Source organism: Shimia sp., from assembly GCF_022448905.1.
Classification (GTDB): Bacteria; Pseudomonadota; Alphaproteobacteria; order Rhodobacterales; family Rhodobacteraceae; genus Shimia.
On the sequence record NZ_JAKVCW010000001.1, the window covers coordinates 68157 to 89126 of the forward strand.

The window sequence follows — 20970 nt, forward strand, 5'->3', positions numbered from 1 at the left end:
GTTTGTTTTCTCCGATTGCGGGCGGAGGTGCAAGGGAGCGAATCTCGAGGAGGGGCGCGCCTGACCCTGGGTGGGTGCTGAAAGCGCCATCCCGTGGGGAGGGTCGGGCGCGGCCCGGGCTTTGCCCGGTCCAAAATCAGCGCGACTGAATGGGCAACGTGTTATCCCGGTTTTCCCAGCCAGCTTTGGCCAGCTCGGGTGTGTCAGAGAGCTCTTCGGGCCAGCCAACGCAGAGGTAGGCAACCAATGACCACTCGGAGGGCACATCCAGATCGCGGTTGAGTTGCGCGGGGTCCAGGATGGAGACCCAGCCAACGCCCAGCCCAAAACTGCGGGCGGTGAGCCAGAATTGGGTGATCGCACCAACCACGGAATAGCGGCGCATTTCGGGCATGGTCGCCGCACCAAGACCTTGGCCTTTGGCGGTGGCGTCATCGCAGTAGATCGCCAGTTGCACAGGCGATTCCTGCATGCCGGAGAGTTTGAGATTTGCGTAAAGGGCTGCGCGGTCGCCGTCATAGCCTTTCAGGGCCTCGGCATTGGCGGCTTCGTAGTTTTTGAGCGCGGCGGCGCGGGCTTGATCGCTTTCCACGCGGATCACGCGCCAGGGCTCTGACAGTCCCACAGAGGGGGCCAGTAGAAACGTGTCGAGGCACTCCTTAAGAAGTGCCTCGTCCACCGGATCGGTGCGGAAGCGGCGCACATCGCGCCGCCACTGCATGAGCCGTTGCAGATCGTCCCGGAACTCAGATGTGAATTCGGTCATTCCGGGACTGTCCGTCTTACTCTTCAGCTGCTGCTTCAGCGGCTTCGGCTGCTTTTGCAGCTTTCTCTTCTGCGCGGTCCTTGGCTTTCTGGCCTGGCTCGGCTTTCTTAGGGTTGTTGCGCTCTTTCTTGGCGACAACACCGGCAGCTTCCAGGAAGCGGGACACACGGTCAGACGGCTGTGCGCCCTGGTCCAGCCAGTACTGAACGCGTTCCATGTTCAGCTTCACGCGCTCTTCGCTGTCTTTTGGCAGCAGTGGGTTGTAGGTGCCCAGCTTCTCGATGAAGCGGCCGTCACGTGGCATGCGGGAGTCCGCTGCTACGACACGGTAGAAAGGACGCTTTTTGGAACCGCCGCGGGCGAGACGAATTTTCATAGCCATGGTGTTATCTCCTAATATGGCGTGTGCACCGGGGTGCGTGAGTGTTGCACCAGTGCGGTGCGGGTTGGTGTCGAAGAACAGGGGCAGCCCTGCTCAACAGTTTGTTATTCCTGATGTTTCTTGTGGTGCTGAATGACCTCAGCAATGATGAAATTCAGGAAATTCTTGGCGAATTCAGGGTCCAGATCGGCCTTCTTCGCAAGATCTTCAAGACGTGCGATCTGTTTCGCTTCGCGATCCGGATCGGACGGGGGAAGGTCGTGTTCGGCTTTGAGCTTGCCAACAGCCTGCGTGGCTTTGAACCGCTCGCCCAAGGTGTAGACGAGGATCGCGTCGAGGCGGTCGATGCTGTCGCGGTAGCCCTTCAACAAGTCGGCGGCGCGTTGGGTGTCGTCAGTCAAGAGCGTAGCCTTTCGGTTTGAACATCGGGTCGGCGTAGTGGCTGATTTCCATCTCGATGGCGTCGCCAATCTGAGAGGAGGCCAGCGCGTCGGGTGCAGGGTGGCGATAGACCACGTCATGCCCGTCCACCGATGGTGCGGATTTGTCTTTCACGGCGCCGAGGCGCTCGGCCAGGCGGATCGAGTCGAGGTTTTTCGGGTCGATGTAGGACACAGCCCCGTCCCAGCCGAGCTCGTTGTAGAAATAGCGGCGCACCGCATGGGTGGCTTCCAGCGCGTAGCCGTGGCCAGCTTTGTCGGGCCAGATGATCCAGGCGATTTCACGCTCCGGCCATTTGGCGGGGAACCAGCCACCGGCCATGCCGAGCGTTTCGTCGGTCTCTTTGTCGTGGATCATCCACATGCCGTAGCCGCGGATGTTCCAGTGGCCGATTTCGGCCGCATAAAGCATCCAGGTCTCATAGGCATTCAGCGGACCGCCCATGAAGTGGGAGCGGTAGGAGGCGAAGGTGGCCTTGAAGTTTGGGTAATCCTCAGGTTCCGGCCCGCGCAGGACCAGACGTTTGGTTTCAAGGATTGGAATGGTTTTGGTGGGCATCAGGCGGCCTCCGCTTTGCTGTGGCGGTAGATGTGGCACGCGTTTCCAAGAACTTCGCCGTCACGCTCGTAAGTGGCGCCAAGGCGTGTGGCCAAGGCAACGGAGCGGGTGTTCGCTGGTGCGATGTAGCTGATCGGGGCGGGGATGCCGAAATGTTCGGCACCATAAGATTTGGCTGCGGCGGCCGCCTCGTAAGCGTAGCCTTTGCCTTCGTGGCCGTTGAAGACGTGCCAGCCAAGTTCCGCTTCGTCCCAACCTTCCGGGTTGAGGAAGCCAACGCCGCCAATCGGCGCGTCGGTTGCTTTGTCAGCCACCAACCACATGCCGTAGCCGCGCAGGGCCCAATGACCCAGAGCGCCAGAAATCACACGCCAGCTTTCGGCGCGGTCTTTGGGGCCGCCAACAAAAGCGCTGCGGTCATCGGCAAAGAAATCCGCGATCACATCAAGGTCGTCTTCGCGGTGGCTGCGCAGGCGCAGGCGCTCAGTTTCGATCACGGGGATGTTCAGGGCGAGGCTCATGCGTAGGCCTCCATACCGCCATTGACCAGGTCGGCAGGGGCTGGATGACGCCAGACCTCTATTTCGCCATAAGCGTCGCCAGCGTCATAGGTCTCTTCCATCACCGCGCCCAAACGTTTGGCCACTGCTTTGGAGGCGTGGTTTGTTACCGCGATTTGAGAGATGGCCGTCTCCCAGCCCAAAACGTCATAGGCGTGAGCCCGTGCGGCTTGTGCCGCCTCAGTCGCATAGCCTTTGCCAGTGGCGGATGGCATCAGAATCCAGCCGATTTCGCGTTCACGCCAGCCATGTGGATACCACAGGCCAACACGGCCTTGGTAGGTGCCTGTGTCTTTGTCTTCCAACGCCCAAAAGCCAAACCCGCGCAACGCCCAATGCCCCATCATCATGGAGATGTAGCGCCAGGTGTCTTCCGGGGATTTGGGGCCGCCCACAAATTGAGAGGCATCGGTGGCGTAAAAGGCGATCTCGGCGGCGATGTCGTCTTCACGGTGCTCGCGCAGGATCAGGCGCTCGGTTTCAAGCTGGGGGATCTTATAGCGCATCATGCGTAGGCCTCCAGCTGGTGACGCCAGACCTGAACCGGCTCGTCAAACATGGCTTCGGCATTCGCATCGCGTTTGGCACCGAGGCGTTCGGCGACGGCGGCAGATTGCGTGTTGGGCAGGTCGATGTAGCTGACCAAGGATGGCAGTTCCATCTGGCCCAAACCAAAATCGCGCACGGCCTCGGCGGCCTCTGTCGCGTAGCCAAAGCCTTCGGCGTCTTCGGTGAGAAAGTAGCCCAGTTCATGCTCCTGGTCGCCAAACTCCATGCCCAGACCCACAAAGCCCAGAATGGCACCGGTGTCGCCTTTCACGATGGCGAAGTAGCCAACACCGCGCAGCATCCAGCCGCTCACACATTGGGTGAACTCGGCCCAGGCTTCTTCTCGGTCAATCGGGCCGTCCATAAAGACCGCACGTTCGCTGGAAAGAATGGCGTGGAAGGTGGAGAAATCCGACAGGCGCATCGGGCGCAACGACAGTCGTGGCGTCTCAAGTGTGGGCACACACATTTCCATCTGCGTCGCCTGTGCGGCGGCAGGTCCGGTGGCAGGAGCCTCCCAGGGATATGTGGTGTGCAGGGCCATCAGAACGCGTCCAATGCCTCGACGGGTGCGGCGTCGAGCACCGGCCGTGTGAAGGTGCGGTCGTAGCGGCGGATGCAGCCGGTTTTCTGTGCAAAAGCAAAGGCTTTTTGGCACTCTTCATCTTGCATCGACGCCGCACGATACGCTTCATAGGCCGCCAGAGATGGGTAAGAGAACATCGCATAGGCCACGTCATTGGCCCCCTCAGATGGCAGCCAATAGCCGTGATGGGTGCCGCCCATCTGGTTGACCAGACCAATCCACACCTTGGCGTAGGCCTCAAAGGCCGCGACCTGATTTGGGTCGATCTCATATGTGAGGGTGCAGGTGATCATTATTTCTTTTTCCCGAATCCGGAGAGGCCGGACGGCAAGCCCATGCCGCCACCCATGCCACCGAGGCCGCCAAGTCCACCGGGCAGGCCGCCTTTGCCGCCAAGCGCTTTGGCTGCGGCTTCAAGCTGTTTTGGGTCCATTTGGGTCGGGTCCATGTTGGCCATGTCCGCGCCGCCTTTGCCAACCATGCCTTTCATGGCCTGTTTCAGCATGCCGCCTTTGCCCATTTTGCCCATCTTCTTCATCATGTCGGCCATCTGGCGCTGCATTTTCAGAAGTTTGTTGAGGTCGGAGACCTCCATGCCGGAGCCTTTGGCGATCCGCTTTTTGCGGGAGGCTTGCAGGAGTTGCGGGTTGGCGCGTTCCTTTTTGGTCATGGACTGGATCATGGCGATCTGACGCAAGATCATCTTGTCGTCAAAGCCAGCGTCCTGAACGCCTTTGGCCATTTTGGCCATGCCAGGCAGCATGCCCATCATGCCTTCCATGCCACCCATTTTCTGCATCTGCTCGAGCTGCATTTTCATGTCGTTCATGTTGAAGCGGCCTTTTTGGAAGCGCTTCATCATCTTCTCGGCTTGCTCGGCCTCGATGGTTTCCTGAGCTTTCTCAACCAGAGCAACGATGTCGCCCATGCCCAGGATACGGCCTGCGATCCGGTCGGCCTCGAAGGTTTCGAGCGCGTCCATCTTTTCGCCGAGGCCGACGTATTTGATGGGCTTGCCGGTCACGGCGCGCATCGAGAGCGCGGCACCGCCACGGCCGTCACCGTCCATACGGGTCAGGACCACGCCGGAGATGCCGATTTTGCCGTCAAACTCTTCGGCCACTTCCACAGCGACTTGACCGGTGAGGCCGTCAACCACGAGAAGCGTTTCGCGTGGATTGACCACGTCGCGCACGTCCTCGACCTCTTTCATCAGGACTTCGTCGATCTGCAAACGACCGGCGGTGTCGAGCATGTAGACGTCATAGCCGCCCAGGGTCGCCTGTTGCTTGGCGCGTTTGGCGATCTGTACGGCGGACTCACCCGGCACAATTGGCAGGGTGTCGACGCCGATCTGGGTGCCCAGCACCTGCAACTGCTGCATCGCGGCCGGGCGGTAGATGTCGAGCGAGGCCATCAGCACGCGCTTGCCGTCTTTCTCGGTCAGGCGCTTGGCAAGCTTACCGGTGGTGGTGGTCTTACCAGAGCCCTGCAGACCCACCATCAGGATCGGCGCGGGCGGGCTGTCGATTTTGAGCGTGCCGGGTTCGGCGTTTTCGTCCCCTGCGAGCACGTCTTTCAGCGCGTCGTGGACGATTTTCACAACCTGCTGGCCCGGGGTCACGGATTTGGTGACAGCCTGACCGGTGGCTTTTTCCTGTACGGCTTTGACAAAGTCGCGGGCGACGGGCAGCGAGACGTCAGCTTCCAGAAGGGCAACGCGCACCTCGCGCAGGGCGGTTTTTACGTCGTCCTCCGACAGCGCACCTTGTTTGGTCAGGCGGTCAAAGACACCAGAGAGGCGTTCGCTTAGATTTTCAAACATCGCTACCGGCTCCTTATCACCGTTTCAAATCTGGCCCAAACATAGGGATGAGCCGCCCAAACGCCAATGTCCCCCGTGGGCGAAACTCGCTGACGGGGGGGCGATCCCGGCACATAGGCCAAGGGACCGGAAGTTTGACGGACTCCCGGAAGTGCTGCGCGTTTACGCCTGTGGGGGTGGAGAGTCAACAGGCACGTGGTTTGCGAGCCAGGTGTTGATGGTTGTGGTGATCTCTTCGTGCAGTTTTTCTTCTGCGCCACTGAGCGCAAGACGAAGGTAGGCAGGAGATTGGTTGTAAAAACACAAATGAAGAAGAAATCGCCTACCGTCCTCAGTTTCCTTTCTTGAAAACTTCGCAGCCTTAAGGTCCGCTAAAGGGTATTCTTCTTCTCGTACGCCAAGCAGCGTTCTCCTCCGCAGGGTAACTTTGCCGGGACTTGGGTTTAGAGACAGTGTCTTGTGTTGCAGAGCGCCATAGATACCGTGCACACCTACTGCTGAAAAAGCGAAAGCAAAACAGTAGAAAGTAAGAGACCGTTCGTCGAAGAGGCTTTTGTCAAATAGCCAGACCATCGCGAACCAAAAGCCGCAAACTGGAAGGGCGCTCCAGGACGGGCCAGCTTCAAAGCTCAAACCTTCAGAGGAATTATGGGTCACTCTCATAGGTGTAGTGTTCGCATTGAGGTTGCGAAAAATTCAAGGGTTTAGTGGGCACCGGGTTGCAAAGAAATGGAATGCGTGATCGATCAAGCTAGGCAGGTACAACAAAGGCAGCAAAACCAATGGACGCATCATCTGAGTTTCAGGACACGTTGCCGGTGAGTTCGGATCCGCTTTTGGCGCAGCTGAAAGACTGGGGGCTGGGGTACGTGCTGCATGAACATGTGCCGCTGCGCACGGTGGAGGATGCCAAGGCGGTTGAGGCGGCGATGGAGGTGCCCGGCGAGGCGGCGTTTCGCGTCAAGAACCTGTATCTGCGGGACAAGAAGAAGCGCAATTATCTGGTGACGCTGGAGCAGGATCGGGAGATCGATCTGAAGGCCTTGGGCAAACAGTTGGGCGTGGGCGGATTGTCGTTTGGGTCGGCTGATCGGTTGTTGCAGAACCTAGGCGTGCGGCCCGGTGCGGTGACGCCTTTGGCGATGATCAATGGGGCCGAGGCGGGCGTGCGGTTCTTTATTGATGCAGCCGTGAAAGAGGCCGACAAGATTTACATGCATCCGCTGGTGAATGATCGCACGGTGGCGATGGATGTCAGCGATCTTTGGGTGTTTTTTGAGCGCCTTGGCGTGGCGCCTGAGATGCTGGAGCTGGGGTAGGGGGCGTTGCCCCCGTCACATCGTGGATGTGACTCCCCCAGGATATTTTTGGCAAGAAGAAGCTTAGGCGGCCTTCGCGGCCACTTCGGCGCCGTCTTTGTTGAGGATGGTCACATCGGTGATGCCGACAAAGCCCAGCACAAAGCGCAGGTAGCCCGAGGCAAAGTCGATGTAGGAGCCCACCTCTGTGCCGCCGGAGGCGATGGTGATAACCGCCTTTTTGCCCTCCAGTAGGCCTTTGGGGCCGGTCTCGGTATAGGCGAAGGTCACACCGGCGCGGGCGATCTGGTCGATCCAGGCCTTGAGGCTGGCCGGGATGGAGAAGTTGTACATGGCGACGCCGATGACAAGGGTGTCGGCGGCTTGCAGTTCGGCCACCAGAGTGTCGGATGTTGCGAGCGCTTCCTTCTGAGCCTCGGTGCGGGCTTCTGGTGGGGTGAAGGTGGCTTGGGCAAAGCCTTCATCCAGGAATGGCAGCGTGGTTTCGGAGAGATCACGGCGGATCACGTGGCTGGCGTTTTGCTCTGTCACGAGTGCGGCGGAGGCAGCGCGGGAGGCGGAGTCGGTGAAGCGGGCGGAGGTGTCGATGTGCAGAACGGTGTGTGTCATGTCTTTGTGTCCGTGAGGGGTTGCGTCTGTGATTGAGTGGAAGATGGGCTATTGCAATTTCACACACAATCGCAACTAATGCGCATGTAGTGTTTGAAAATGCACAAAATGGTTTTTGAGGTTGGGATATGAAAAACTGGGATGAGGTGCGCACAGCGTTTCAGGTGGCGCGGCAGGGGACGGTGAGCGGCGCCGCAGAGGTGCTGGGCGTGCACCATGCGACGGTGATCCGGCACATTGATGCGTTGGAAGCTCAGCTGGGGGTGAAACTGTTTCAGCGTCATGCCCGGGGCTATACGGCCACGGAGGCGGGTGAAGACCTGATGCGGGTGGCGCAGACCACCGACGATCAGTTTGGTCAGCTCGAAGGACGCATTAAGGGACGCGGTGCGGATGTCTCCGGCGAGCTGGTAGTGACGGCGCTTGGCGGGTTTGCCCCGTTGGTGGCGCCGATTCTGGCGGATTTTCAGGCGGCGCATCCGGGTTTGCTGGTGCGGTTTCTGACCGGGGATCGCGTATTCCGGTTGGAATATGGTGAGGCGCATGTGGCCATTCGTGCTGGCGATGGTGAGGTGCAGCCAGACAATGTCGTGCAAAAACTGGCGCAGTTGCCGGCCGGGCTTTATGGCGCGGACAGCTATATTGCCCAGCATGGTGCGCCCAAAGATGAGGCGGATTTGGTGAACCACCGCTTTGCGGGGCATGACAATCCCGACAGCCGCGCGCCATTTTATCGTTGGCTCAAAACCCACGTGCCGCGGGAAAACGTCGTGTTCCGCTCAACGTCGGATCGGGCGATTGCGGCGGCTATTCGGTCTGGGGCTGGGCTGGGGTTCCTGCCGGTTTGGGATGTGGAGGCAACCGAGCCGATGCAGCAGGTGATGGCCCCCAAGCCGGAATGGGACATCAATGTGCGCTTGATCACCCACGTAGATTTGCACCGCACCATTAAAGTGCAGACGTTCTTGGCGTTCCTGAAGGAGCGCGCGCAGGATTGGACCGCCCCACGATGAACCTCCATCTTCGCGGCCATTTGGCCATGTTGCTGTTCTCCGCTTTGGTGGCCGGCTCGTTTTCGCTTGGATCGATGAGCGCCAATGAGGTGGAGCCTGCGGCGCTTAATGCGGTGCGGTTTCTGATCGCGGCCGGGGTGATTGGCGTGGCGGCGTTGGCGACCAAGGGATTGCCGGCCTCTGCGTGGCGGGCGCCCTGGCGGTACTTGATCCTAGGGGGGCTGTTTGCCGGTTACTTTGTGCTGATGTTTGAGGGGCTAAAAACGGCCCATCCGGTGAGCACGGCTGCCGTTTTCACACTGACACCGTTGATGTCGGCAGGCTTTGGTTGGGTGTTGCTGCGCCAGATCACCACCAAACGCATGTTTGTTGCGCTGGGTATTGGCGCTGTCGGCGCGTTGTGGGTGATTTTCCGGGCGGATTGGCAGGCGTTTCTGCGGTTTGAGGTTGGGCAGGGGGAAATCTACTATTTCTGGGGCTGCATGTTACACGCGCTTTATACGCCGATGGTGCGCAAGCTGAATCGCGGTGAGGCGCCGGTGGTTTTCACCTTTGGCACGTTGATCGCGGGCTTAGTGATCCTGACCGGGGTGGGATGGCGCGACCTGTGGACGACGGACTGGTTGGCGCTGGAACCGCTGGTCTGGGGGACAATTGTCTATCTGGCGGTGTTTGCTTCTGCAGCCACCTTTGTGTTGTTGCAGTTTGCGACGCTGCATCTGCCCAGTGCCAAAGTCATGGCCTACACCTATCTGGTGCCCAGTTGGGTGATCCTGTGGGAGATTGGTCTGGGGCATGGGGCGCCCAGTGGCTTTGTGCTGGTTGGGATTGGCCTGACTTGTGTCGCGCTTTGGATGCTGCTGGAAAATGAGGGGTAAGAGTTTTTGACCGCGCTATGACACGCGTCAAAGACAAGCTGTGCGTAGGAGGCTATCCTGACGCGGGAGGATTGATATGCCTGCAGCCACGACAAAAGAGGATTTGTTGGCCATTGCCGACAAGGAATTCTCTAAGCTCCAAAAAGTTATAGAAACGGTGCCAGCGGACACAGCGCTTCTTCAGTATGAAGACAATTGGAGTATGCGCGATGTGTTGGTGCATCGGGCGCATTGGATTGATCTGTTTTTGGGTTGGTATGCCGATGGGCAAGCGGGCAAGCCCGTGGCTTTTCCGGCGCCGGGGTATAAGTGGAACCAGCTTAAAGCGTACAACGCGGATCTGTTGGCCAAGCATCAGGATGTGGATTGGAGCACAGCCAAAGCCGAGTTTGAAGCCGCGCATTTGCGCTGGCATCGCTTGATTGACGGGCTGGACCAAGAGGCGCTCTATGGCAAGCCGATGAAGGGTGGCAACAACAACTGGACCACCGGGCGCTGGGCCGAGGCGGCTGCCTCGTCGCACTACCGCTCTGCGGCGAAGTTTATTCGGGCGTGTCTGCGCCAGGTGGCGGCGTAAGCTCGGTTTCCAGGAACCGTTCAAAGGCATCCAGATTGACGGGCTCAAATTGGCCAAAGCCCTGCATCCAGACGGAAGCGGCACGCAGCGCGTCTGGCTCCAGTTTGCACCATTTTACCCGACCGCGCTTTTCCTGAGAGATCAAACCGGCCTTGGTGAGAATCATCAGGTGCTTGGAAATGGCGGCAAGGGATATGTCAAACGGCTCCGCCACATCGGTCACAGCCATATCATCCTCAAGCAACATATTGAGAATTTCGCGCCGTGTTGGGTCGGCGAGGGCAGAGAAGACGGTGTCCAGAGTGTTTGACATGCGCCCTGCCTAGCGGGTGAGAGCCGGTGGGGTCAATGAGGTGCGACAATCACGTCATTGCGTGCATTTAGCAATAGGTGCTAAATACACATATATGAAAGCACCTGACACACTCCCGCTTTACTGGGTCAATCGATTGGGCTTCGCGGCTCGGAAAGAACTGACCACAAGGTTTGAAGACAACGGCCTCGCGGCGACAGCAGAGGACTGGGCGTCTTTGCGGTTTTTGGCGGCGGGCCCGCAGCCGACAACCGCGTTGAGTGCGGCGACGCTGCGGGATCGCACAACGGTGTCGCGCCTTGCCGACAAGTTGGTGGGCAAGGGCTGGGTTCAACGTACGCCGGATGCAAAGGACCGGCGGCGGTTGAACTTGGAGCTGACCGGGGAAGGGCGCGCGGCTCTGTCGCAGATGAGCGCCTTGGCGGATCAGTTGATTGCGCAAGTCAGTGTCGGGATCAGTGCTGAGGAGCAGCGCGTTGCCGCTTCTGTGTTGCAACGGATGTTTGAGAACCTCAGCGATGCCTCATTGAAAGGAAACGATGATGTCTGATTACAATTACACCGAGTTCAAAACCGAAGCGTACGATCTGGACCGCTTTGCGGGGCCGATGCCGGGCGATAAGGCACCGGACTTCACGCTGCAAACGGCGGATTGGATTGACCAGCGGCTGTTGGATTTTGAGGGGGACTTCCTTGTGCTGGAAATGGGCAGCCTGACCTGTCCATTGTTCCAAGGACGCCGCGAGGGCATGGCGCGGTTGCGGGCGCAGTATGCCAACTGTGATTTTCGCGTTCTTTATGTGCGGGAAGCGCATCCTGGCGCAAAGATTCCGGCGCATACTTCCCAGCAGGACAAGACAGACTGCGCGATCGCGTTGCGAGAAGATGCGGAAGGGCGGTTGATCCTGATTGATGACGAGAACGGCACGGCGCATCAGGCCTTTGGCGGCTACCCGAACTCCGTGTTCATCATCAACCAGAAGGGCTGTGTGTTGTGGTTCACCGATTGGAACAATCCCAAGGCGGTGGAGCGCGCGCTTGCGCAGATCAGCGTCGGGCAGCCAGCAGTGGCAAAGGCGCTGTTCAAACCGGTGCCGCCCTGGGTGGCGTTGCGGACGCTGTTTCGCGGAGGCAAGGGGGCGACGTCGGATTTCTTCCGTGGTCTGCCAACGCTGATCTGGAAAAACCTGATCAAACGCAACTGGCGGATCCTGCGTGGGCAGGACGTTGGGATTGCGCCGGATCACAGCTGTTAAGCGAAGATCAACCAAATCGTTGAGTTGTGATCGGCAATGATTTTTGCATCGAAGGCTCTATGCCCAGTTGGATCAAACAACCTTGCAGGCGCGAAAATCATTTCCGCTTTTGAAGCTGAGCCCCGCTCTTTCGATGGCTTCTTTCAGACGGTCGGAGAAAAAGACGACGCGTTCCGCCCGGTTGTCGCGCCATAGATCCAAGTCTGCCGCCGCTGTTGGATCGATACAGAGCTGAAACGCCTCATTTGGATCGTCGCTCCAGATGTCTGGTTTTACATACCATTGGTTTGCAATCATTGAAGGCTCAACCCCGGTTGATTTTTCGGGGATCAGGCAGTTTCGATTTTCGCGGATGTGCAGGAAGTACCAACGTCCCTCGACTGGGGTCCTTTGGTCATGTTGCCTCAAAGGTACCTCGTGTAACCGAGTAACACCAAGATTGCATTTCTGAAGAAGGTCATGCATGGCACCACTCACGACAAGCAGCCCGTCTTTTGCCTCGAAGACGTCTTTCGAATTAGACAGCTGCTGCTGCGCGTCTTGATAGGTGTAGTACATGTAGTCTGGATATTCTTCGGTGGTAATGTCTGGTCGAGATTCGAGTAAGTTAGCGGGCAAAACATAGCTGTAGCGTTTTGCGAAATCTACCGAGTGCGCCAGAGGATCTGGATGCTCGTCAGATCCGGGAAGATGCAAAGTCACATGTGCGACGATTGATGCGTCCATAAGAAAACACGAATCCCAGACTTTTTCATGCGCCAACTTAAAGTTCCCTGTCTTGGAGTGTTTGGCTTGTTGCAGAGTGATAGCTCTACCCTTTGTCGCGAACCTTTCACAGTGCGTGGAGCTTTTGCAAGTCGTGCTCGAGTGGTGCTTGTGAAAGGTGTGCCAGAGAAGCAAGGCAGCAAAGATCAACCAATTCGTTGAATATCGCCAAACGGTCGCGATGCGGGGCGATGGCCTACAATTGGTCTGCGTTGTTTTAGTGAGTATGGCGTCACTAGTATTTATTTTCAATGCCTTACGTGAATTGTCGCGGCACCGATTCACGGATTGACTCAGGCCGTGCTGCACCGTAGCAATGCGCCAACGTTAGCAAGGGGTAAATTGCGCGTGAGCGAGACCGACCACAAAGACCAGATGAAACGTCTGGAGGACCGGATCGCAGCGGCCAAGAAGGCCCAGGACCCAAAGCCCCGCGCTGATGAACACTATTCGGCAGCCAATCTGGCCTGGCGCATGGTGATCGAAATGGTTTCCGGTCTTGGGATCGGATTTGGCATCGGATACGGGCTGGACAGCCTGTTCGGGACGATCCCGATCTTTCTGGTGCTGTTTACAATGCTCGGTCTGGCGGCAGGCATCAAAACGATGCTGCACAGCGCCAAAGAGATCGAAGAGAAACAAGCGGCGGATGCCGCTGAGAGAGACGAGAGGGATTGAACGTGGCAAGCGAAGCACACGGCGCGGAACAAGGCGGTCTGGAATTCCACCCAATGGACCAGTTTCTGGTAAAACCGCTGTTTGGCGGTGACCACATTGGCCTGTTCACCATCACCAACGTGACCCTGTGGATGGCGCTGGCCGTGATCGCCGTTGTGGCGATGATGGTTGTCGGCACCCGCCGTCGCGCGATCATCCCAAGCCGTGGTCAGTCCATCGGCGAGTTGGCCTATGGCTTCATCTACAAGATGGTGGAAGACGTGGCCGGCAAAGACGCTGTGAAGTTCTTCCCCTATATCATGACCCTGTTCATGTTCATCGTGATGGCGAACTTCCTTGGCCTGCTGCCAATGTCCTTCACCACCACCTCGCACTTCGCTGTGACCATCGGTCTGGCTCTGCTGGTGTTCGTGACCGTGACTGTTGTCGGCTTCGTGAAAAACGGCGCGGCCTTCCTGGGCCTGTTCTGGGTGTCCAGCGCGCCTCTGGCACTGCGTCCTGTGCTGGCGATCATCGAAGTGATTTCCTACTTCGTACGTCCAGTAAGCCATAGCATTCGTCTTGCAGGTAACGTTATGGCGGGCCACGCCGTGATCAAGGTTTTCGCAGGCTTCGCCGCGATTGCTGTGGTCAGCCCGGTGTCCATCGTCGCGATCACCGCAATGTACGGCCTTGAGGTCCTGGTGGCCTTCATCCAGGCCTACGTCTTTACCATTCTGACCTGTGTGTATCTGAAAGATGCGCTGCATCCTTCCCACTAAGGTCCGAACTCTCACACATACCTATTAACTTCCAATCGTAAGGAGATATACCAATGGAAGGTCAACTCGCACACATCGGCGCAGGCATCGCAGGCTTGGGTACTGGCATCGCAGCACTGGGTGTTGGTAACGTTGCAGCCAACTTCCTGGCAGGCGCACTGCGCAACCCATCCGCAGCTGCTTCCCAGACTGCAACTCTCTTCATCGGCATCGCGTTTGCGGAAGCACTGGGCATCTTCTCGTTCCTGGTTGCTCTGCTGCTGATGTTCGCCGTCTAAGCCTACGGAACCATCCTTACGTGCGGGTGCGGGCGCACTTGCTTGCGCCCCGCCCGTAACCCAACGGAAGTTCCCAGGAGGACGACATGGCGACCAAAACGACTGACGCCGCAGGCCACGCAGCAGAGGCCGCCTCTGCATCGGGCATGCCACAGCTTGATTTCTCAAGCTGGGGTAACCAGATTTTCTGGCTTCTGGTCACACTTGTTGTGATCTACTTCGTCCTGTCGCGCATCGCGCTGCCGCGCATTGCCGCAGTTCTGGCGGAGCGTCAGGGGACCATTACAAATGACATCGCCGCAGCTGAAGAGCTGAAGGCGAAGGCCGTGGAAGCGGAAGAGGCTTACAACAAAGCCCTCGCCGACGCCAAAGCTGAAGCAGCAAACATTGTTGCCGCAGCCAAAGCGGAAATCCAGGCTGATCTGAACGCGGCCACCGAAAAGGCGGACGCAGAAATTGCAGCGAAGGCTGCCGAGTCGGAGAAGGCGATTGCCGAGATCCGTGCCGGTGCGCTGGAAAGCATCAAAGACGTGGCCAACGCGACCACTGCTGAACTGGTGTCCACCCTGGGTGGCAAAGCCGAAGACGCAGATGTGGCGAAAGCCGTTGATGCGCAGATGAAGGGCTAAGACATATGCGTAAACTGACCACAGTTGCAGCTGTCATGGCGCTGAGCGCCACCCCGGCGCTGGCCGCAAGCGGCCCGTTCTTCTCGCTGCGCAACACCGACTTCATCGTGACATTGGGTTTCATCCTGTTTGTTGCGATCCTGCTGTACTTCAAAGTGCCATCCATTCTGGCTGGCCTGCTGGACAAGCGTGCAGACGACATCAAATCCGAACTGGACGAAGCCCGCGCCCTGCGTGAGGAAGCCCAGACGGTTCTGGCGTCTTATGAGCGCAAACAGAAAGAAGTGCAGGAGCAAGCTGCCCGCATCGTAGAGCAAGCGAAAAGCGAAGCTCAGGCGGCGGCTGATCAGGCGAAAGTCGATCTGGAAGCTTCCATCGCGCGCCGTCTGGCCGCAGCGGAAGATCAGATTGCCTCGGCAGAAGCCGCGGCCGTCAAGGAAGTACGCGATCAGGCGGTTGTTGTCGCCATCGGTGCAGCTCGTGACGTGATTTCCCAGCAAATGACAGCGGCGCAAGCCAACAAGCTGATCGATGCTGGTATCTCTGAAGTAGACGCCAAGCTGCACTAAGCCTGCTGACTGTCTGAACAAGTTTAAGAAAACCCGGTCCTGAATGGGCCGGGTTTTCTGCATTTCTGCCGCCTTTCAGCCGCATTCTCGTGGTGTTTCTTTGGCCAACAGAGGCACGTCCTGGGAGTTTAGGTATGCATAAAGTGGCAATTTTTCTGGTGATCGCAGCCGCGACCGGCTGTTCCGGCGGCACCACCAAAGTGTCAACCAAATCCGCGCCGTTGGAGCCGGGAGAGGTGTTTTGGGCCAAAAACCAACTTGCGGTTCAGACCGAATTGCCGGGGGAGGCGCGGTTCCAGAACTTCGAAATTATGGCGCTGAGCAATGGCGATCGGGTCTATTGTGGCGAGATGAATGCCATGGCGCGGTCTGGCATCGCAGAAGGCTTCGTGCCGTTTTACATGCGCCGGAGCGCGGGCACGGTGAAAGCTGTGAACACCAGTGCAGCCAGCGCCGCGTTTTCCGCACAAAAATGCGCAGAGGCCCGCAATGGCGCTCTGCGCATCAATAAGGTCTAAGGCTTAACGGACGGGGTCAAAGCGCGCGTTGGGCAGCGTGCAGTCTTTGATCACGTCGCGACCGCAAGGCACGGGTTCCAGGTCTTTGGAGAGGCACACGCGGGCTTCTTGAATGAAGCTGTCGCGACAGGTGATGGTCAGCATGTCGGGTTCAAGCTGTGGGTTGGCCTTTAGGAAGGCGTCCTCCACCACCGAGGCAGGCAGTTTCACGGTTTTGTCCAGTTTGCGGAATACGGCCGGACGCGTGATGCTCTCATAAGCTTTGCGCGCGGTGGTGAAGTAATCTTCGCCGGACAGGCCGGAACAGGTGCCGTGCTTCTTCCACTGGTACCAGGCCAATCCGGACGTGCCCATGATGTCCGCCATGGAATTGGTGACATGGCGGGGTGGGTTGCGCTCTGCTGTGGTGCAGTGATCCGGCCAGCCGCGGTGGTACTGTGGCCAGAGGCCGTGCATGATCCAGCCGAAGTCTTCGCTGTCGTCACATTGCGGGCTGCCTTTGGCGTCACCTTCGATGGCGCACCAGTTTGGCGACCAGCTCAGCGCGAGCACGTAATAGTCAAACTCACCGGCTTTATCGCCGTCGGCAATTGCCTGCCCAGAAACCAACAGGGCAAGGGCCATACCCAGCAATGAACGCATTCACTCTTTCCTTTTTTGTTCAGCCGCACTATATCGGGCTCAAGTTCCCCTACAACGGAAACCCGCACCAGACCATCGGTGCCGTCTGACAAAAGTCAGACGACGGGAAATCTGTATCTTTTACCGGGGAAAAACGTCGTAAGGAGTAGAGATATGGCCAAGCTGCTGCACCCGAAAGCCACCGCCGTCTGGCTGGTGGACAACACCACGATCAGCTTCAAACAGATCGCGGATTTTGTTGGCATGCACGAGCTGGAAATTCAGGGCATCGCAGATGGTGATGTGGCTGCGGGCGTGAAGGGCTTTGACCCGGTGGCCAACAACCAGCTGGTTCAGTCCGAAATTGACACGGCGGAAAACAACCCGCTGCACAAGATGAAGCTGAAGTTCAACGCAGCGGCGTCCGGCGAAGAAAAGCGCCGTGGTCCGCGTTACACGCCGCTGTCCAAGCGTCAGGACCGCCCGGCGTCGATCCTGTGGCTGGTGAAGTTCCACCCGGAGCTGTCTGACGGTCAGATCAGCAAGCTGGTCGGCACCACCAAGCCAACCATTCAGGCGATCCGTGAGCGCACGCACTGGAACATCGCCAACATTCAGCCAATTGATCCGGTGGCTCTGGGTCTGTGTAAGCAGTCCGAGCTCGATACAGCCGTTCAGAAGGCCGCTGCGAAGCGCGCTGCTGAAGGCGTTGTGATGACCGACGATGAGCGCCGTAAACTGGTGTCCACTGAGCAGTCGCTGGAGATGGAAGCCGAGCCGAAGATGCCTTCTGCAATTGAAGGACTGGAAGCCTTCTCGCTGGCGGATGACGACGAAGACGAAAGCGATACCCGGTCTGATGACGAGTTCGCGGATGCGGACAGCTTCTTCAACCTGCCAGGTGGCGACGAAGAAGAGCAGCCGCGCTAAGCGCTGCGAAAACCAAGAATTGAGGCCGTGCTGCTGTGTCAGCGCGGCCTTTTCTTTTGGCGGTGTGTCAGAGTGTTTTACGAGCGCTCAGGGCGGCGCTGATGGTGCCTTCGTCCAGGTAGTCCAACTCGCCGCCAACCGGCACGCCCTGGGCCAGGGACGTCAGGCGTACTTGGTCTTCCAATTGGTCGGCGATGTAGTGCGCCGTGGTTTGGCCATCCACGGTGGCATTGAGGGCGAGGATGACCTCGGTGATGTTCTCACTCACCACACGGTCCATCAGACGCGGGATGGAGAGCTCCTCGGGGCCAACGCCTTCCAGAGCGGAGAGTGTGCCGCCCAGCACGTGGTAGCGGCCGTCAAACACTTGGGCACGTTCCATGGCCCAGAGGTCGGCAACGTCTTCGACCACGCAGAGTACGCCGGTGGCGCGTTTCTCAGAAGCGCAGATATCGCAGATGTCAGAGGTGCCCACGTTGCCGCAGTTCAGGCATTCGCGCGCGGTGGCGGCGACCTGCAACATGGCGTCAGATAGCGGGGTGAGCAACAACGCGCGTTTGCGGATCAAATGCAACACCGCGCGCCGGGCAGAGCGGGGGCCAAGCCCGGGCAGCTTGGCCATCATCTCTATCAATGTATCAATTTCGGAACTGCTCATGTCCGGGCCTTTTCTGGCATGGCTTTTGCTGGACTATAGCAAGAACCAACCCGGAACACACGTCTCTTAGAACGGCAGTTTCATGTCCGCTGGCAGACCCAGCTCGGAGGTAATTTTGCCAAGCTCTTCTTGCGCGCGGTCGCTGGCCTTGGTTTGCGCGTCTTTGATGGCCGCGAGGATCAGGTCTTCGACCACTTCCTTGTCGTCGCCGTTGAAGATCGACGGATCGATGTCCAGTGCTTTCAGCTCGCCTTTGGCAGAGGCGGTGGCTTTCACCAGACCGGCGCCGCTTTCGCCAACCACCATGATGTTGTGCAGCTCGTCCTGCATGTCGGTCATGCGGGTCTGCATTTCCTGGGCTTTTTTCATCATGCCGGCCATGTCGCCGAGATTGCCGAGTCCTTTGAGCATTGGGTCTCTCCTAAGTTTCTATTGGAAGTGTAGATACGAGCCGCGGCCTTTGGTTACAAGAGAGACCCACTACAGCTCAAGACGAAGGCAGCACACTAGGGCTGATGGCGCGACGGCATTTTGCTTTCTCAGTCCAAGATTTGAACTGCGCCCGGTCCAGCATTGTAAGAACATGCTCTGGGAGAAATGCAATTTCCACTCGGTTGATACGCGGCGGCCCAGGTTGCAAGCGCCAGACGACGAAACCACAAGCGTAAGCAGTGGCATTTGACGGGCTGGAAAAATCTATCGCGGCATACATGCCGGGAGTTTGATCTTTTGGGTTTTCGTAGTATTTGACGGCCAAGGGGCGGAGAGCGGCGAAGTCTAGGCCCTTATCTATTAGGGCTGTCTGGAACCCGAGAAACTTCTCTTCTGAAATTTTCTGAAGTGTCGCCTTAGAAATGTACTTCAACGAAACTTCTGGGTTCTCAGATGCGACCGATAAGAAATAGTCGCGAGTGTTTGATTGGACGAGCTTGGCGATCTTAACGCGGTCAAAACCGGCTGTCTGAGTGTCTTGCGCCAATACTTTTTGTGCTCCGGCTACGGATAAGAAAAGCAGTGCTGACAAAAGGATTTTGGAAATACCAGAATTACAATTGATTATTTGGTTAGTCACTTTCAAATGGGTCCCATTCGTCTTCGACTTCTGGGAGAGCTTCAGCCATCACTTCATTGGCGATCTCTTGCCTGGACTTAATGTCGGTTATTTTGGATTTCGGAAACGCTTCCATCACGGCCTGCACCAGAGGGTGGCCAAGCGCCTGTTCGCGCATTTCGTTTTCGGCGGCATCGCGGACTTCGGCGATGGAAGGCGCGCCGCCTTCGTTCACCAGAATCACCGCCCAGCGGGTGCCGGTCCAGCGTTGCAGCTGACTGCCGAGTTTTTGGGCTAGGTCTTTCGGTGCGCCCGGAGCGGGTTCAAACTCGATGCGGCCCGGCTGATAGTTGGCGAGGCGCACGTATTCTTCGACATGCACGCGCAGCACGCCGTCTCGGCGTTGACGCACCAGTTCGACAACATGTTCAAAGGTGGGGTATTTGGCCAGCGCTTGGTCGTTTTGCACGGCCAGCGCTGTCACGGTGCCGCCGCCGGCGTGGGCTGTTGGCGCGCCATGCATAGGGCCATTGCCGCCGCCCATCGGGCCGCCCTGGGCATTGGGGCTGCCGGCGCCCGGCCCACCGCCATAGCCGCCACCGCCGTTGGGGGGCGTTGGGGGAGGGGGCGTGTCTTGAAGTTTGCGCACCAGCTCTTCGGGACTGGGCAGGTCGGCGACGTGTGTGAGGCGAATGATCGCCATTTCGGCGGCCATCATCGCGTTGGGGGCCGCGGCCACTTCTTCGAGCGCCTTTAGCAGCATTTGCCACATGCGGGTGAGCACGCGCATCGGCAGGTCTGTGGCCATGGCCTGACCCCGGGCGCGTTCATCGGGGCTAACGGTGGGGTCTTCTGCGGCTTCTGGCGTGATCTTCACCACAGAGACCCAATGGGTGATCTCGGCCAAGTCGCGCAGGATGGCCATGGGATCAGCCCCGGCGGCGTATTGCGCGGAGAGCTCGTTGAGCGCGCCACCGGCGTCGCCGCGCAAGATCATGTCGAACAGATCGAGCACGCGGCCACGGTCGGCCAACCCCAGCATGGCGCGGACCTGATCGGCAGTGGTTTCGCCAGCGCCGTGGGAGATGGCTTGGTCCAAGAGCGAGGTTGCGTCCCGTGCCGAGCCCTCGGCAGCACGAGTGATCAGCGCTAGTGCATCGTCGGCGATCTCCGCGCCCTCAGAAGTGGCGATGCGGCTGAGCATGCCGATCATGTCTTCGGGCTCGATCCGGCGCAGGTCAAACCGTTGGCAACGAGACAGCACGGTCACGGGGACTTTGCGGATCTCGGTGGTGGCGAAGATGAATTTCACGTGGGCGGGGGGCTCTTCCAGCGTCTTGAGCAGCGCGTTGAACGCGCTGGTGGAGAGCATGTGCACCTCATCGATGATGTAGATCTTGTAGCGTGCCGAAGCCGCCCGGTAGTGCACAGAGTCGATGATTTCGCGGATGTCGTTCACACCGGTGCGCGAGGCGGCGTCCATCTCCATCACGTCGACGTGGCGCCCTTCCATGATGGCGGTGCAGTGTTCACAGACGCCGCAAGGCTCGGTGGTTGGGCCGGAGCCGCCATCCGGGCCGATGCAGTTCATGCCTTTGGCGATGATCCGCGCGGTGGTGGTTTTGCCGGTGCCGCGGATACCGGTCATGACAAAAGCCTGCGCAATGCGGTCCGCCTCAAAGGCGTTTTTAAGAGTGCGCACCATGGCGTCCTGCCCGACAAGATCCGCAAAGGTTTCGGGGCGGTATTTGCGCGCGAGAACCTGATAGGCGGTGTCGGGAGTGTCAGTCATGGCCGTCCTGAAAGTTGCGGGGACGCAGATTCGGCTGGCCCCTGTCCGTGGTCTGGCGCAGGTTAAGCGGGCGGAGGCGGCGCGTCCA

General features: G+C 58.6%; 31 protein-coding genes. 13 read left to right on the forward strand and 18 right to left on the reverse strand.

Annotated elements, in window-relative coordinates:
• Positions 1 to 136 precede the first annotated feature (136 nt).
• The 10 genes from bluB to MK208_RS00440 form a co-directional block, all read right to left on the reverse strand.
• Entirely contained in the window at positions 137 to 766 is a 630-nt protein-coding gene (gene bluB, locus MK208_RS00395) for a 5,6-dimethylbenzimidazole synthase (RefSeq protein WP_294112815.1), read from the reverse strand.
• Positions 767 to 782: 16 nt separating this feature from the next.
• On the reverse strand, positions 783 to 1148 hold the full coding sequence (gene rpsP / locus MK208_RS00400; RefSeq protein WP_294112819.1) for a 30S ribosomal protein S16: 366 nt from the start codon (positions 1146 to 1148) through the stop codon (positions 783 to 785).
• A 104-nt stretch (positions 1149 to 1252) separates the two neighbouring features.
• Positions 1253 to 1549 carry a chorismate mutase gene (locus MK208_RS00405; protein ID WP_294112822.1) on the reverse strand — a complete coding sequence of 99 codons (297 nt, stop codon included), beginning with the start codon at positions 1547 to 1549 and terminating at the stop codon, positions 1253 to 1255.
• Positions 1542 to 2147 (reverse strand): GNAT family N-acetyltransferase, encoded by a 606-nt coding sequence (locus MK208_RS00410; RefSeq protein WP_294112824.1) that lies wholly within the window; start codon positions 2145 to 2147, stop codon positions 1542 to 1544. The genes MK208_RS00405 and MK208_RS00410 overlap by 8 nt, the downstream gene beginning before the upstream one ends.
• On the reverse strand, positions 2147 to 2668 hold the full coding sequence (locus MK208_RS00415; RefSeq protein ID WP_294112827.1) for a GNAT family N-acetyltransferase: 522 nt from the start codon (positions 2666 to 2668) through the stop codon (positions 2147 to 2149). Before MK208_RS00415 ends, MK208_RS00410 begins: the two co-directional genes overlap by 1 nt.
• Positions 2665 to 3216, reverse strand: a complete 552-nt coding sequence (locus tag MK208_RS00420) for a GNAT family N-acetyltransferase (protein ID WP_294112829.1) — start codon at positions 3214 to 3216, stop codon at positions 2665 to 2667. The genes MK208_RS00415 and MK208_RS00420 overlap by 4 nt, the downstream gene beginning before the upstream one ends.
• Positions 3213 to 3800 (reverse strand): GNAT family N-acetyltransferase, encoded by a 588-nt coding sequence (locus MK208_RS00425; protein ID WP_294112831.1) that lies wholly within the window; start codon positions 3798 to 3800, stop codon positions 3213 to 3215. Before MK208_RS00425 ends, MK208_RS00420 begins: the two co-directional genes overlap by 4 nt.
• Positions 3800 to 4135, reverse strand: coding sequence for an NIPSNAP family protein (locus tag MK208_RS00430; RefSeq protein ID WP_294112832.1), 336 nt, complete (start codon positions 4133 to 4135; stop codon positions 3800 to 3802). The genes MK208_RS00425 and MK208_RS00430 overlap by 1 nt, the downstream gene beginning before the upstream one ends.
• Positions 4135 to 5667 (reverse strand): signal recognition particle protein, encoded by a 1533-nt coding sequence (gene ffh / locus MK208_RS00435; protein ID WP_294112834.1) that lies wholly within the window; start codon positions 5665 to 5667, stop codon positions 4135 to 4137. The genes MK208_RS00430 and ffh overlap by 1 nt, the downstream gene beginning before the upstream one ends.
• Positions 5668 to 5829: 162 nt before the next feature.
• On the reverse strand, positions 5830 to 6324 hold the full coding sequence (locus tag MK208_RS00440) for a hypothetical protein (RefSeq protein ID WP_294112836.1): 495 nt from the start codon (positions 6322 to 6324) through the stop codon (positions 5830 to 5832).
• 125 nt (positions 6325 to 6449) lie between these two features.
• Here MK208_RS00440 and MK208_RS00445 point away from each other — a divergent pair, with 125 nt between their 5' ends.
• The gene (locus MK208_RS00445) at positions 6450 to 6986 is read left to right on the forward strand and encodes a prolyl-tRNA synthetase associated domain-containing protein (RefSeq protein ID WP_294112838.1); all 537 of its coding nucleotides are present in this window, start codon (positions 6450 to 6452) and stop codon (positions 6984 to 6986) included.
• A gap of 63 nt (positions 6987 to 7049) precedes the next feature.
• On the opposite strand, the gene MK208_RS00450 is transcribed toward MK208_RS00445, so the two are convergent.
• Positions 7050 to 7595 (reverse strand): NAD(P)H-dependent oxidoreductase, encoded by a 546-nt coding sequence (locus tag MK208_RS00450; RefSeq protein ID WP_294112840.1) that lies wholly within the window; start codon positions 7593 to 7595, stop codon positions 7050 to 7052.
• 128 nt (positions 7596 to 7723) lie between these two features.
• Here MK208_RS00450 and MK208_RS00455 point away from each other — a divergent pair, with 128 nt between their 5' ends.
• The 3 genes from MK208_RS00455 (at position 7724) to MK208_RS00465 (ending at position 10063) form a co-directional block, all read left to right on the forward strand.
• Positions 7724 to 8608 carry a LysR family transcriptional regulator gene (locus MK208_RS00455; RefSeq protein ID WP_294112842.1) on the forward strand — a complete coding sequence of 295 codons (885 nt, stop codon included), beginning with the start codon at positions 7724 to 7726 and terminating at the stop codon, positions 8606 to 8608.
• Entirely contained in the window at positions 8605 to 9486 is an 882-nt protein-coding gene (locus tag MK208_RS00460) for a DMT family transporter (RefSeq protein ID WP_294112844.1), read from the forward strand. Before MK208_RS00455 ends, MK208_RS00460 begins: the two co-directional genes overlap by 4 nt.
• A 76-nt stretch (positions 9487 to 9562) precedes the next feature.
• Complete coding sequence (locus tag MK208_RS00465; RefSeq protein WP_294112845.1) at positions 9563 to 10063, forward strand: ClbS/DfsB family four-helix bundle protein; 501 nt, start codon at positions 9563 to 9565, stop codon at positions 10061 to 10063.
• Here MK208_RS00465 and MK208_RS00470 read toward each other — a convergent pair.
• Complete coding sequence (locus MK208_RS00470; protein ID WP_294112846.1) at positions 10029 to 10376, reverse strand: metalloregulator ArsR/SmtB family transcription factor; 348 nt, start codon at positions 10374 to 10376, stop codon at positions 10029 to 10031. The two genes, MK208_RS00465 and MK208_RS00470, sit on opposite strands and share 35 nt — an antisense overlap.
• Before the next feature lie 94 nt (positions 10377 to 10470).
• On the opposite strand from MK208_RS00470, the gene MK208_RS00475 reads away from it, so the two are divergent.
• Positions 10471 to 10926, forward strand: coding sequence for a MarR family transcriptional regulator (locus MK208_RS00475; RefSeq protein WP_294112847.1), 456 nt, complete (start codon positions 10471 to 10473; stop codon positions 10924 to 10926).
• Complete coding sequence (locus MK208_RS00480) at positions 10919 to 11632, forward strand: deiodinase-like protein (RefSeq protein ID WP_294112848.1); 714 nt, start codon at positions 10919 to 10921, stop codon at positions 11630 to 11632. Before MK208_RS00475 ends, MK208_RS00480 begins: the two co-directional genes overlap by 8 nt.
• A 72-nt stretch (positions 11633 to 11704) precedes the next feature.
• On the opposite strand, the gene MK208_RS00485 is transcribed toward MK208_RS00480, so the two are convergent.
• Positions 11705 to 12358, reverse strand: coding sequence for a DUF1629 domain-containing protein (locus MK208_RS00485; protein WP_294112850.1), 654 nt, complete (start codon positions 12356 to 12358; stop codon positions 11705 to 11707).
• A gap of 387 nt (positions 12359 to 12745) precedes the next feature.
• On the opposite strand from MK208_RS00485, the gene MK208_RS00490 reads away from it, so the two are divergent.
• From MK208_RS00490 to MK208_RS00515, 6 genes are all read left to right on the forward strand, one after another.
• The gene (locus MK208_RS00490; protein WP_294112852.1) at positions 12746 to 13075 is read left to right on the forward strand and encodes an AtpZ/AtpI family protein; all 330 of its coding nucleotides are present in this window, start codon (positions 12746 to 12748) and stop codon (positions 13073 to 13075) included.
• A 2-nt stretch (positions 13076 to 13077) separates the two neighbouring features.
• Positions 13078 to 13836: a F0F1 ATP synthase subunit A gene (locus MK208_RS00495; protein WP_168591480.1), complete on the forward strand. Its 759-nt coding sequence runs from the start codon at positions 13078 to 13080 to the stop codon at positions 13834 to 13836.
• Between the two features lie 53 nt (positions 13837 to 13889).
• A complete protein-coding gene (locus tag MK208_RS00500) occupies positions 13890 to 14114 on the forward strand; it encodes a F0F1 ATP synthase subunit C (RefSeq protein WP_058239626.1) in 225 nt (74 codons plus the stop codon).
• Positions 14115 to 14200: 86 nt separating this feature from the next.
• Positions 14201 to 14743, forward strand: a complete 543-nt coding sequence (locus MK208_RS00505; RefSeq protein ID WP_294112863.1) for a F0F1 ATP synthase subunit B' — start codon at positions 14201 to 14203, stop codon at positions 14741 to 14743.
• 5 nt (positions 14744 to 14748) lie between these two features.
• A complete protein-coding gene (locus MK208_RS00510; RefSeq protein ID WP_168591478.1) occupies positions 14749 to 15312 on the forward strand; it encodes a F0F1 ATP synthase subunit B in 564 nt (187 codons plus the stop codon).
• A 134-nt stretch (positions 15313 to 15446) separates the two neighbouring features.
• Positions 15447 to 15830, forward strand: a complete 384-nt coding sequence (locus MK208_RS00515; RefSeq protein ID WP_294112865.1) for a hypothetical protein — start codon at positions 15447 to 15449, stop codon at positions 15828 to 15830.
• A 3-nt stretch (positions 15831 to 15833) separates the two neighbouring features.
• Here the strand turns inward: MK208_RS00515 and MK208_RS00520 are convergent, their stop codons facing one another.
• Positions 15834 to 16472: a ribonuclease T2 gene (locus MK208_RS00520; protein ID WP_294112867.1), complete on the reverse strand. Its 639-nt coding sequence runs from the start codon at positions 16470 to 16472 to the stop codon at positions 15834 to 15836.
• 153 nt (positions 16473 to 16625) lie between these two features.
• On the opposite strand from MK208_RS00520, the gene MK208_RS00525 reads away from it, so the two are divergent.
• On the forward strand, positions 16626 to 17381 hold the full coding sequence (locus MK208_RS00525) for a DUF1013 domain-containing protein (RefSeq protein ID WP_294112869.1): 756 nt from the start codon (positions 16626 to 16628) through the stop codon (positions 17379 to 17381).
• Positions 17382 to 17448: 67 nt separating this feature from the next.
• Here the strand turns inward: MK208_RS00525 and recR are convergent, their stop codons facing one another.
• From recR to MK208_RS00545, 4 genes are all read right to left on the reverse strand, one after another.
• Positions 17449 to 18039, reverse strand: coding sequence for a recombination mediator RecR (gene recR / locus MK208_RS00530; protein WP_294112870.1), 591 nt, complete (start codon positions 18037 to 18039; stop codon positions 17449 to 17451).
• Positions 18040 to 18105: 66 nt separating this feature from the next.
• Positions 18106 to 18450 carry a YbaB/EbfC family nucleoid-associated protein gene (locus tag MK208_RS00535; RefSeq protein ID WP_168591473.1) on the reverse strand — a complete coding sequence of 115 codons (345 nt, stop codon included), beginning with the start codon at positions 18448 to 18450 and terminating at the stop codon, positions 18106 to 18108.
• A gap of 76 nt (positions 18451 to 18526) precedes the next feature.
• Complete coding sequence (locus tag MK208_RS00540) at positions 18527 to 19117, reverse strand: hypothetical protein (RefSeq protein ID WP_294112874.1); 591 nt, start codon at positions 19115 to 19117, stop codon at positions 18527 to 18529.
• Positions 19104 to 20882 (reverse strand): DNA polymerase III subunit gamma/tau, encoded by a 1779-nt coding sequence (locus MK208_RS00545; protein WP_294112876.1) that lies wholly within the window; start codon positions 20880 to 20882, stop codon positions 19104 to 19106. Before MK208_RS00545 ends, MK208_RS00540 begins: the two co-directional genes overlap by 14 nt.
• Between the last annotated feature and the right edge of the window lie 88 nt (positions 20883 to 20970).

What these genes read in the sequence shown, in the direction of transcription:
- MK208_RS00525 (WP_294112869.1), top strand. Translation starts at nt 16,626, where the DNA reads ATGGCCAAGCTGCTGCACCCGAAAGCCACCGCCGTCTGGCTGGTGGAC.
- MK208_RS00480 (WP_294112848.1), top strand. Translation starts at nt 10,919, where the DNA reads ATGTCTGATTACAATTACACCGAGTTCAAAACCGAAGCGTACGATCTG.
- MK208_RS00505 (WP_294112863.1), top strand. Translation starts at nt 14,201, where the DNA reads ATGGCGACCAAAACGACTGACGCCGCAGGCCACGCAGCAGAGGCCGCC.
- MK208_RS00475 (WP_294112847.1), top strand. Translation starts at nt 10,471, where the DNA reads ATGAAAGCACCTGACACACTCCCGCTTTACTGGGTCAATCGATTGGGC.
- MK208_RS00500 (WP_058239626.1), top strand. Translation starts at nt 13,890, where the DNA reads ATGGAAGGTCAACTCGCACACATCGGCGCAGGCATCGCAGGCTTGGGT.
- MK208_RS00515 (WP_294112865.1), top strand. Translation starts at nt 15,447, where the DNA reads ATGCATAAAGTGGCAATTTTTCTGGTGATCGCAGCCGCGACCGGCTGT.
- MK208_RS00420 (WP_294112829.1), bottom strand. Translation starts at nt 3,216, where the DNA reads ATGATGCGCTATAAGATCCCCCAGCTTGAAACCGAGCGCCTGATCCTG.
- ffh (WP_294112834.1), bottom strand. Translation starts at nt 5,667, where the DNA reads ATGTTTGAAAATCTAAGCGAACGCCTCTCTGGTGTCTTTGACCGCCTG.
- MK208_RS00535 (WP_168591473.1), bottom strand. Translation starts at nt 18,450, where the DNA reads ATGCTCAAAGGACTCGGCAATCTCGGCGACATGGCCGGCATGATGAAA.
- MK208_RS00520 (WP_294112867.1), bottom strand. Translation starts at nt 16,472, where the DNA reads ATGCGTTCATTGCTGGGTATGGCCCTTGCCCTGTTGGTTTCTGGGCAG.
- MK208_RS00545 (WP_294112876.1), bottom strand. Translation starts at nt 20,882, where the DNA reads ATGACTGACACTCCCGACACCGCCTATCAGGTTCTCGCGCGCAAATAC.
- MK208_RS00510 (WP_168591478.1), top strand. Translation starts at nt 14,749, where the DNA reads ATGCGTAAACTGACCACAGTTGCAGCTGTCATGGCGCTGAGCGCCACC.
- recR (WP_294112870.1), bottom strand. Translation starts at nt 18,039, where the DNA reads ATGAGCAGTTCCGAAATTGATACATTGATAGAGATGATGGCCAAGCTG.
- MK208_RS00460 (WP_294112844.1), top strand. Translation starts at nt 8,605, where the DNA reads ATGAACCTCCATCTTCGCGGCCATTTGGCCATGTTGCTGTTCTCCGCT.
- bluB (WP_294112815.1), bottom strand. Translation starts at nt 766, where the DNA reads ATGACCGAATTCACATCTGAGTTCCGGGACGATCTGCAACGGCTCATG.
- MK208_RS00445 (WP_294112838.1), top strand. Translation starts at nt 6,450, where the DNA reads ATGGACGCATCATCTGAGTTTCAGGACACGTTGCCGGTGAGTTCGGAT.
- MK208_RS00470 (WP_294112846.1), bottom strand. Translation starts at nt 10,376, where the DNA reads ATGTCAAACACTCTGGACACCGTCTTCTCTGCCCTCGCCGACCCAACA.
- MK208_RS00450 (WP_294112840.1), bottom strand. Translation starts at nt 7,595, where the DNA reads ATGACACACACCGTTCTGCACATCGACACCTCCGCCCGCTTCACCGAC.
- MK208_RS00455 (WP_294112842.1), top strand. Translation starts at nt 7,724, where the DNA reads ATGAAAAACTGGGATGAGGTGCGCACAGCGTTTCAGGTGGCGCGGCAG.
- MK208_RS00465 (WP_294112845.1), top strand. Translation starts at nt 9,563, where the DNA reads ATGCCTGCAGCCACGACAAAAGAGGATTTGTTGGCCATTGCCGACAAG.
- MK208_RS00425 (WP_294112831.1), bottom strand. Translation starts at nt 3,800, where the DNA reads ATGGCCCTGCACACCACATATCCCTGGGAGGCTCCTGCCACCGGACCT.
- MK208_RS00485 (WP_294112850.1), bottom strand. Translation starts at nt 12,358, where the DNA reads ATGGACGCATCAATCGTCGCACATGTGACTTTGCATCTTCCCGGATCT.
- MK208_RS00430 (WP_294112832.1), bottom strand. Translation starts at nt 4,135, where the DNA reads ATGATCACCTGCACCCTCACATATGAGATCGACCCAAATCAGGTCGCG.
- MK208_RS00415 (WP_294112827.1), bottom strand. Translation starts at nt 2,668, where the DNA reads ATGAGCCTCGCCCTGAACATCCCCGTGATCGAAACTGAGCGCCTGCGC.
- rpsP (WP_294112819.1), bottom strand. Translation starts at nt 1,148, where the DNA reads ATGGCTATGAAAATTCGTCTCGCCCGCGGCGGTTCCAAAAAGCGTCCT.
- MK208_RS00410 (WP_294112824.1), bottom strand. Translation starts at nt 2,147, where the DNA reads ATGCCCACCAAAACCATTCCAATCCTTGAAACCAAACGTCTGGTCCTG.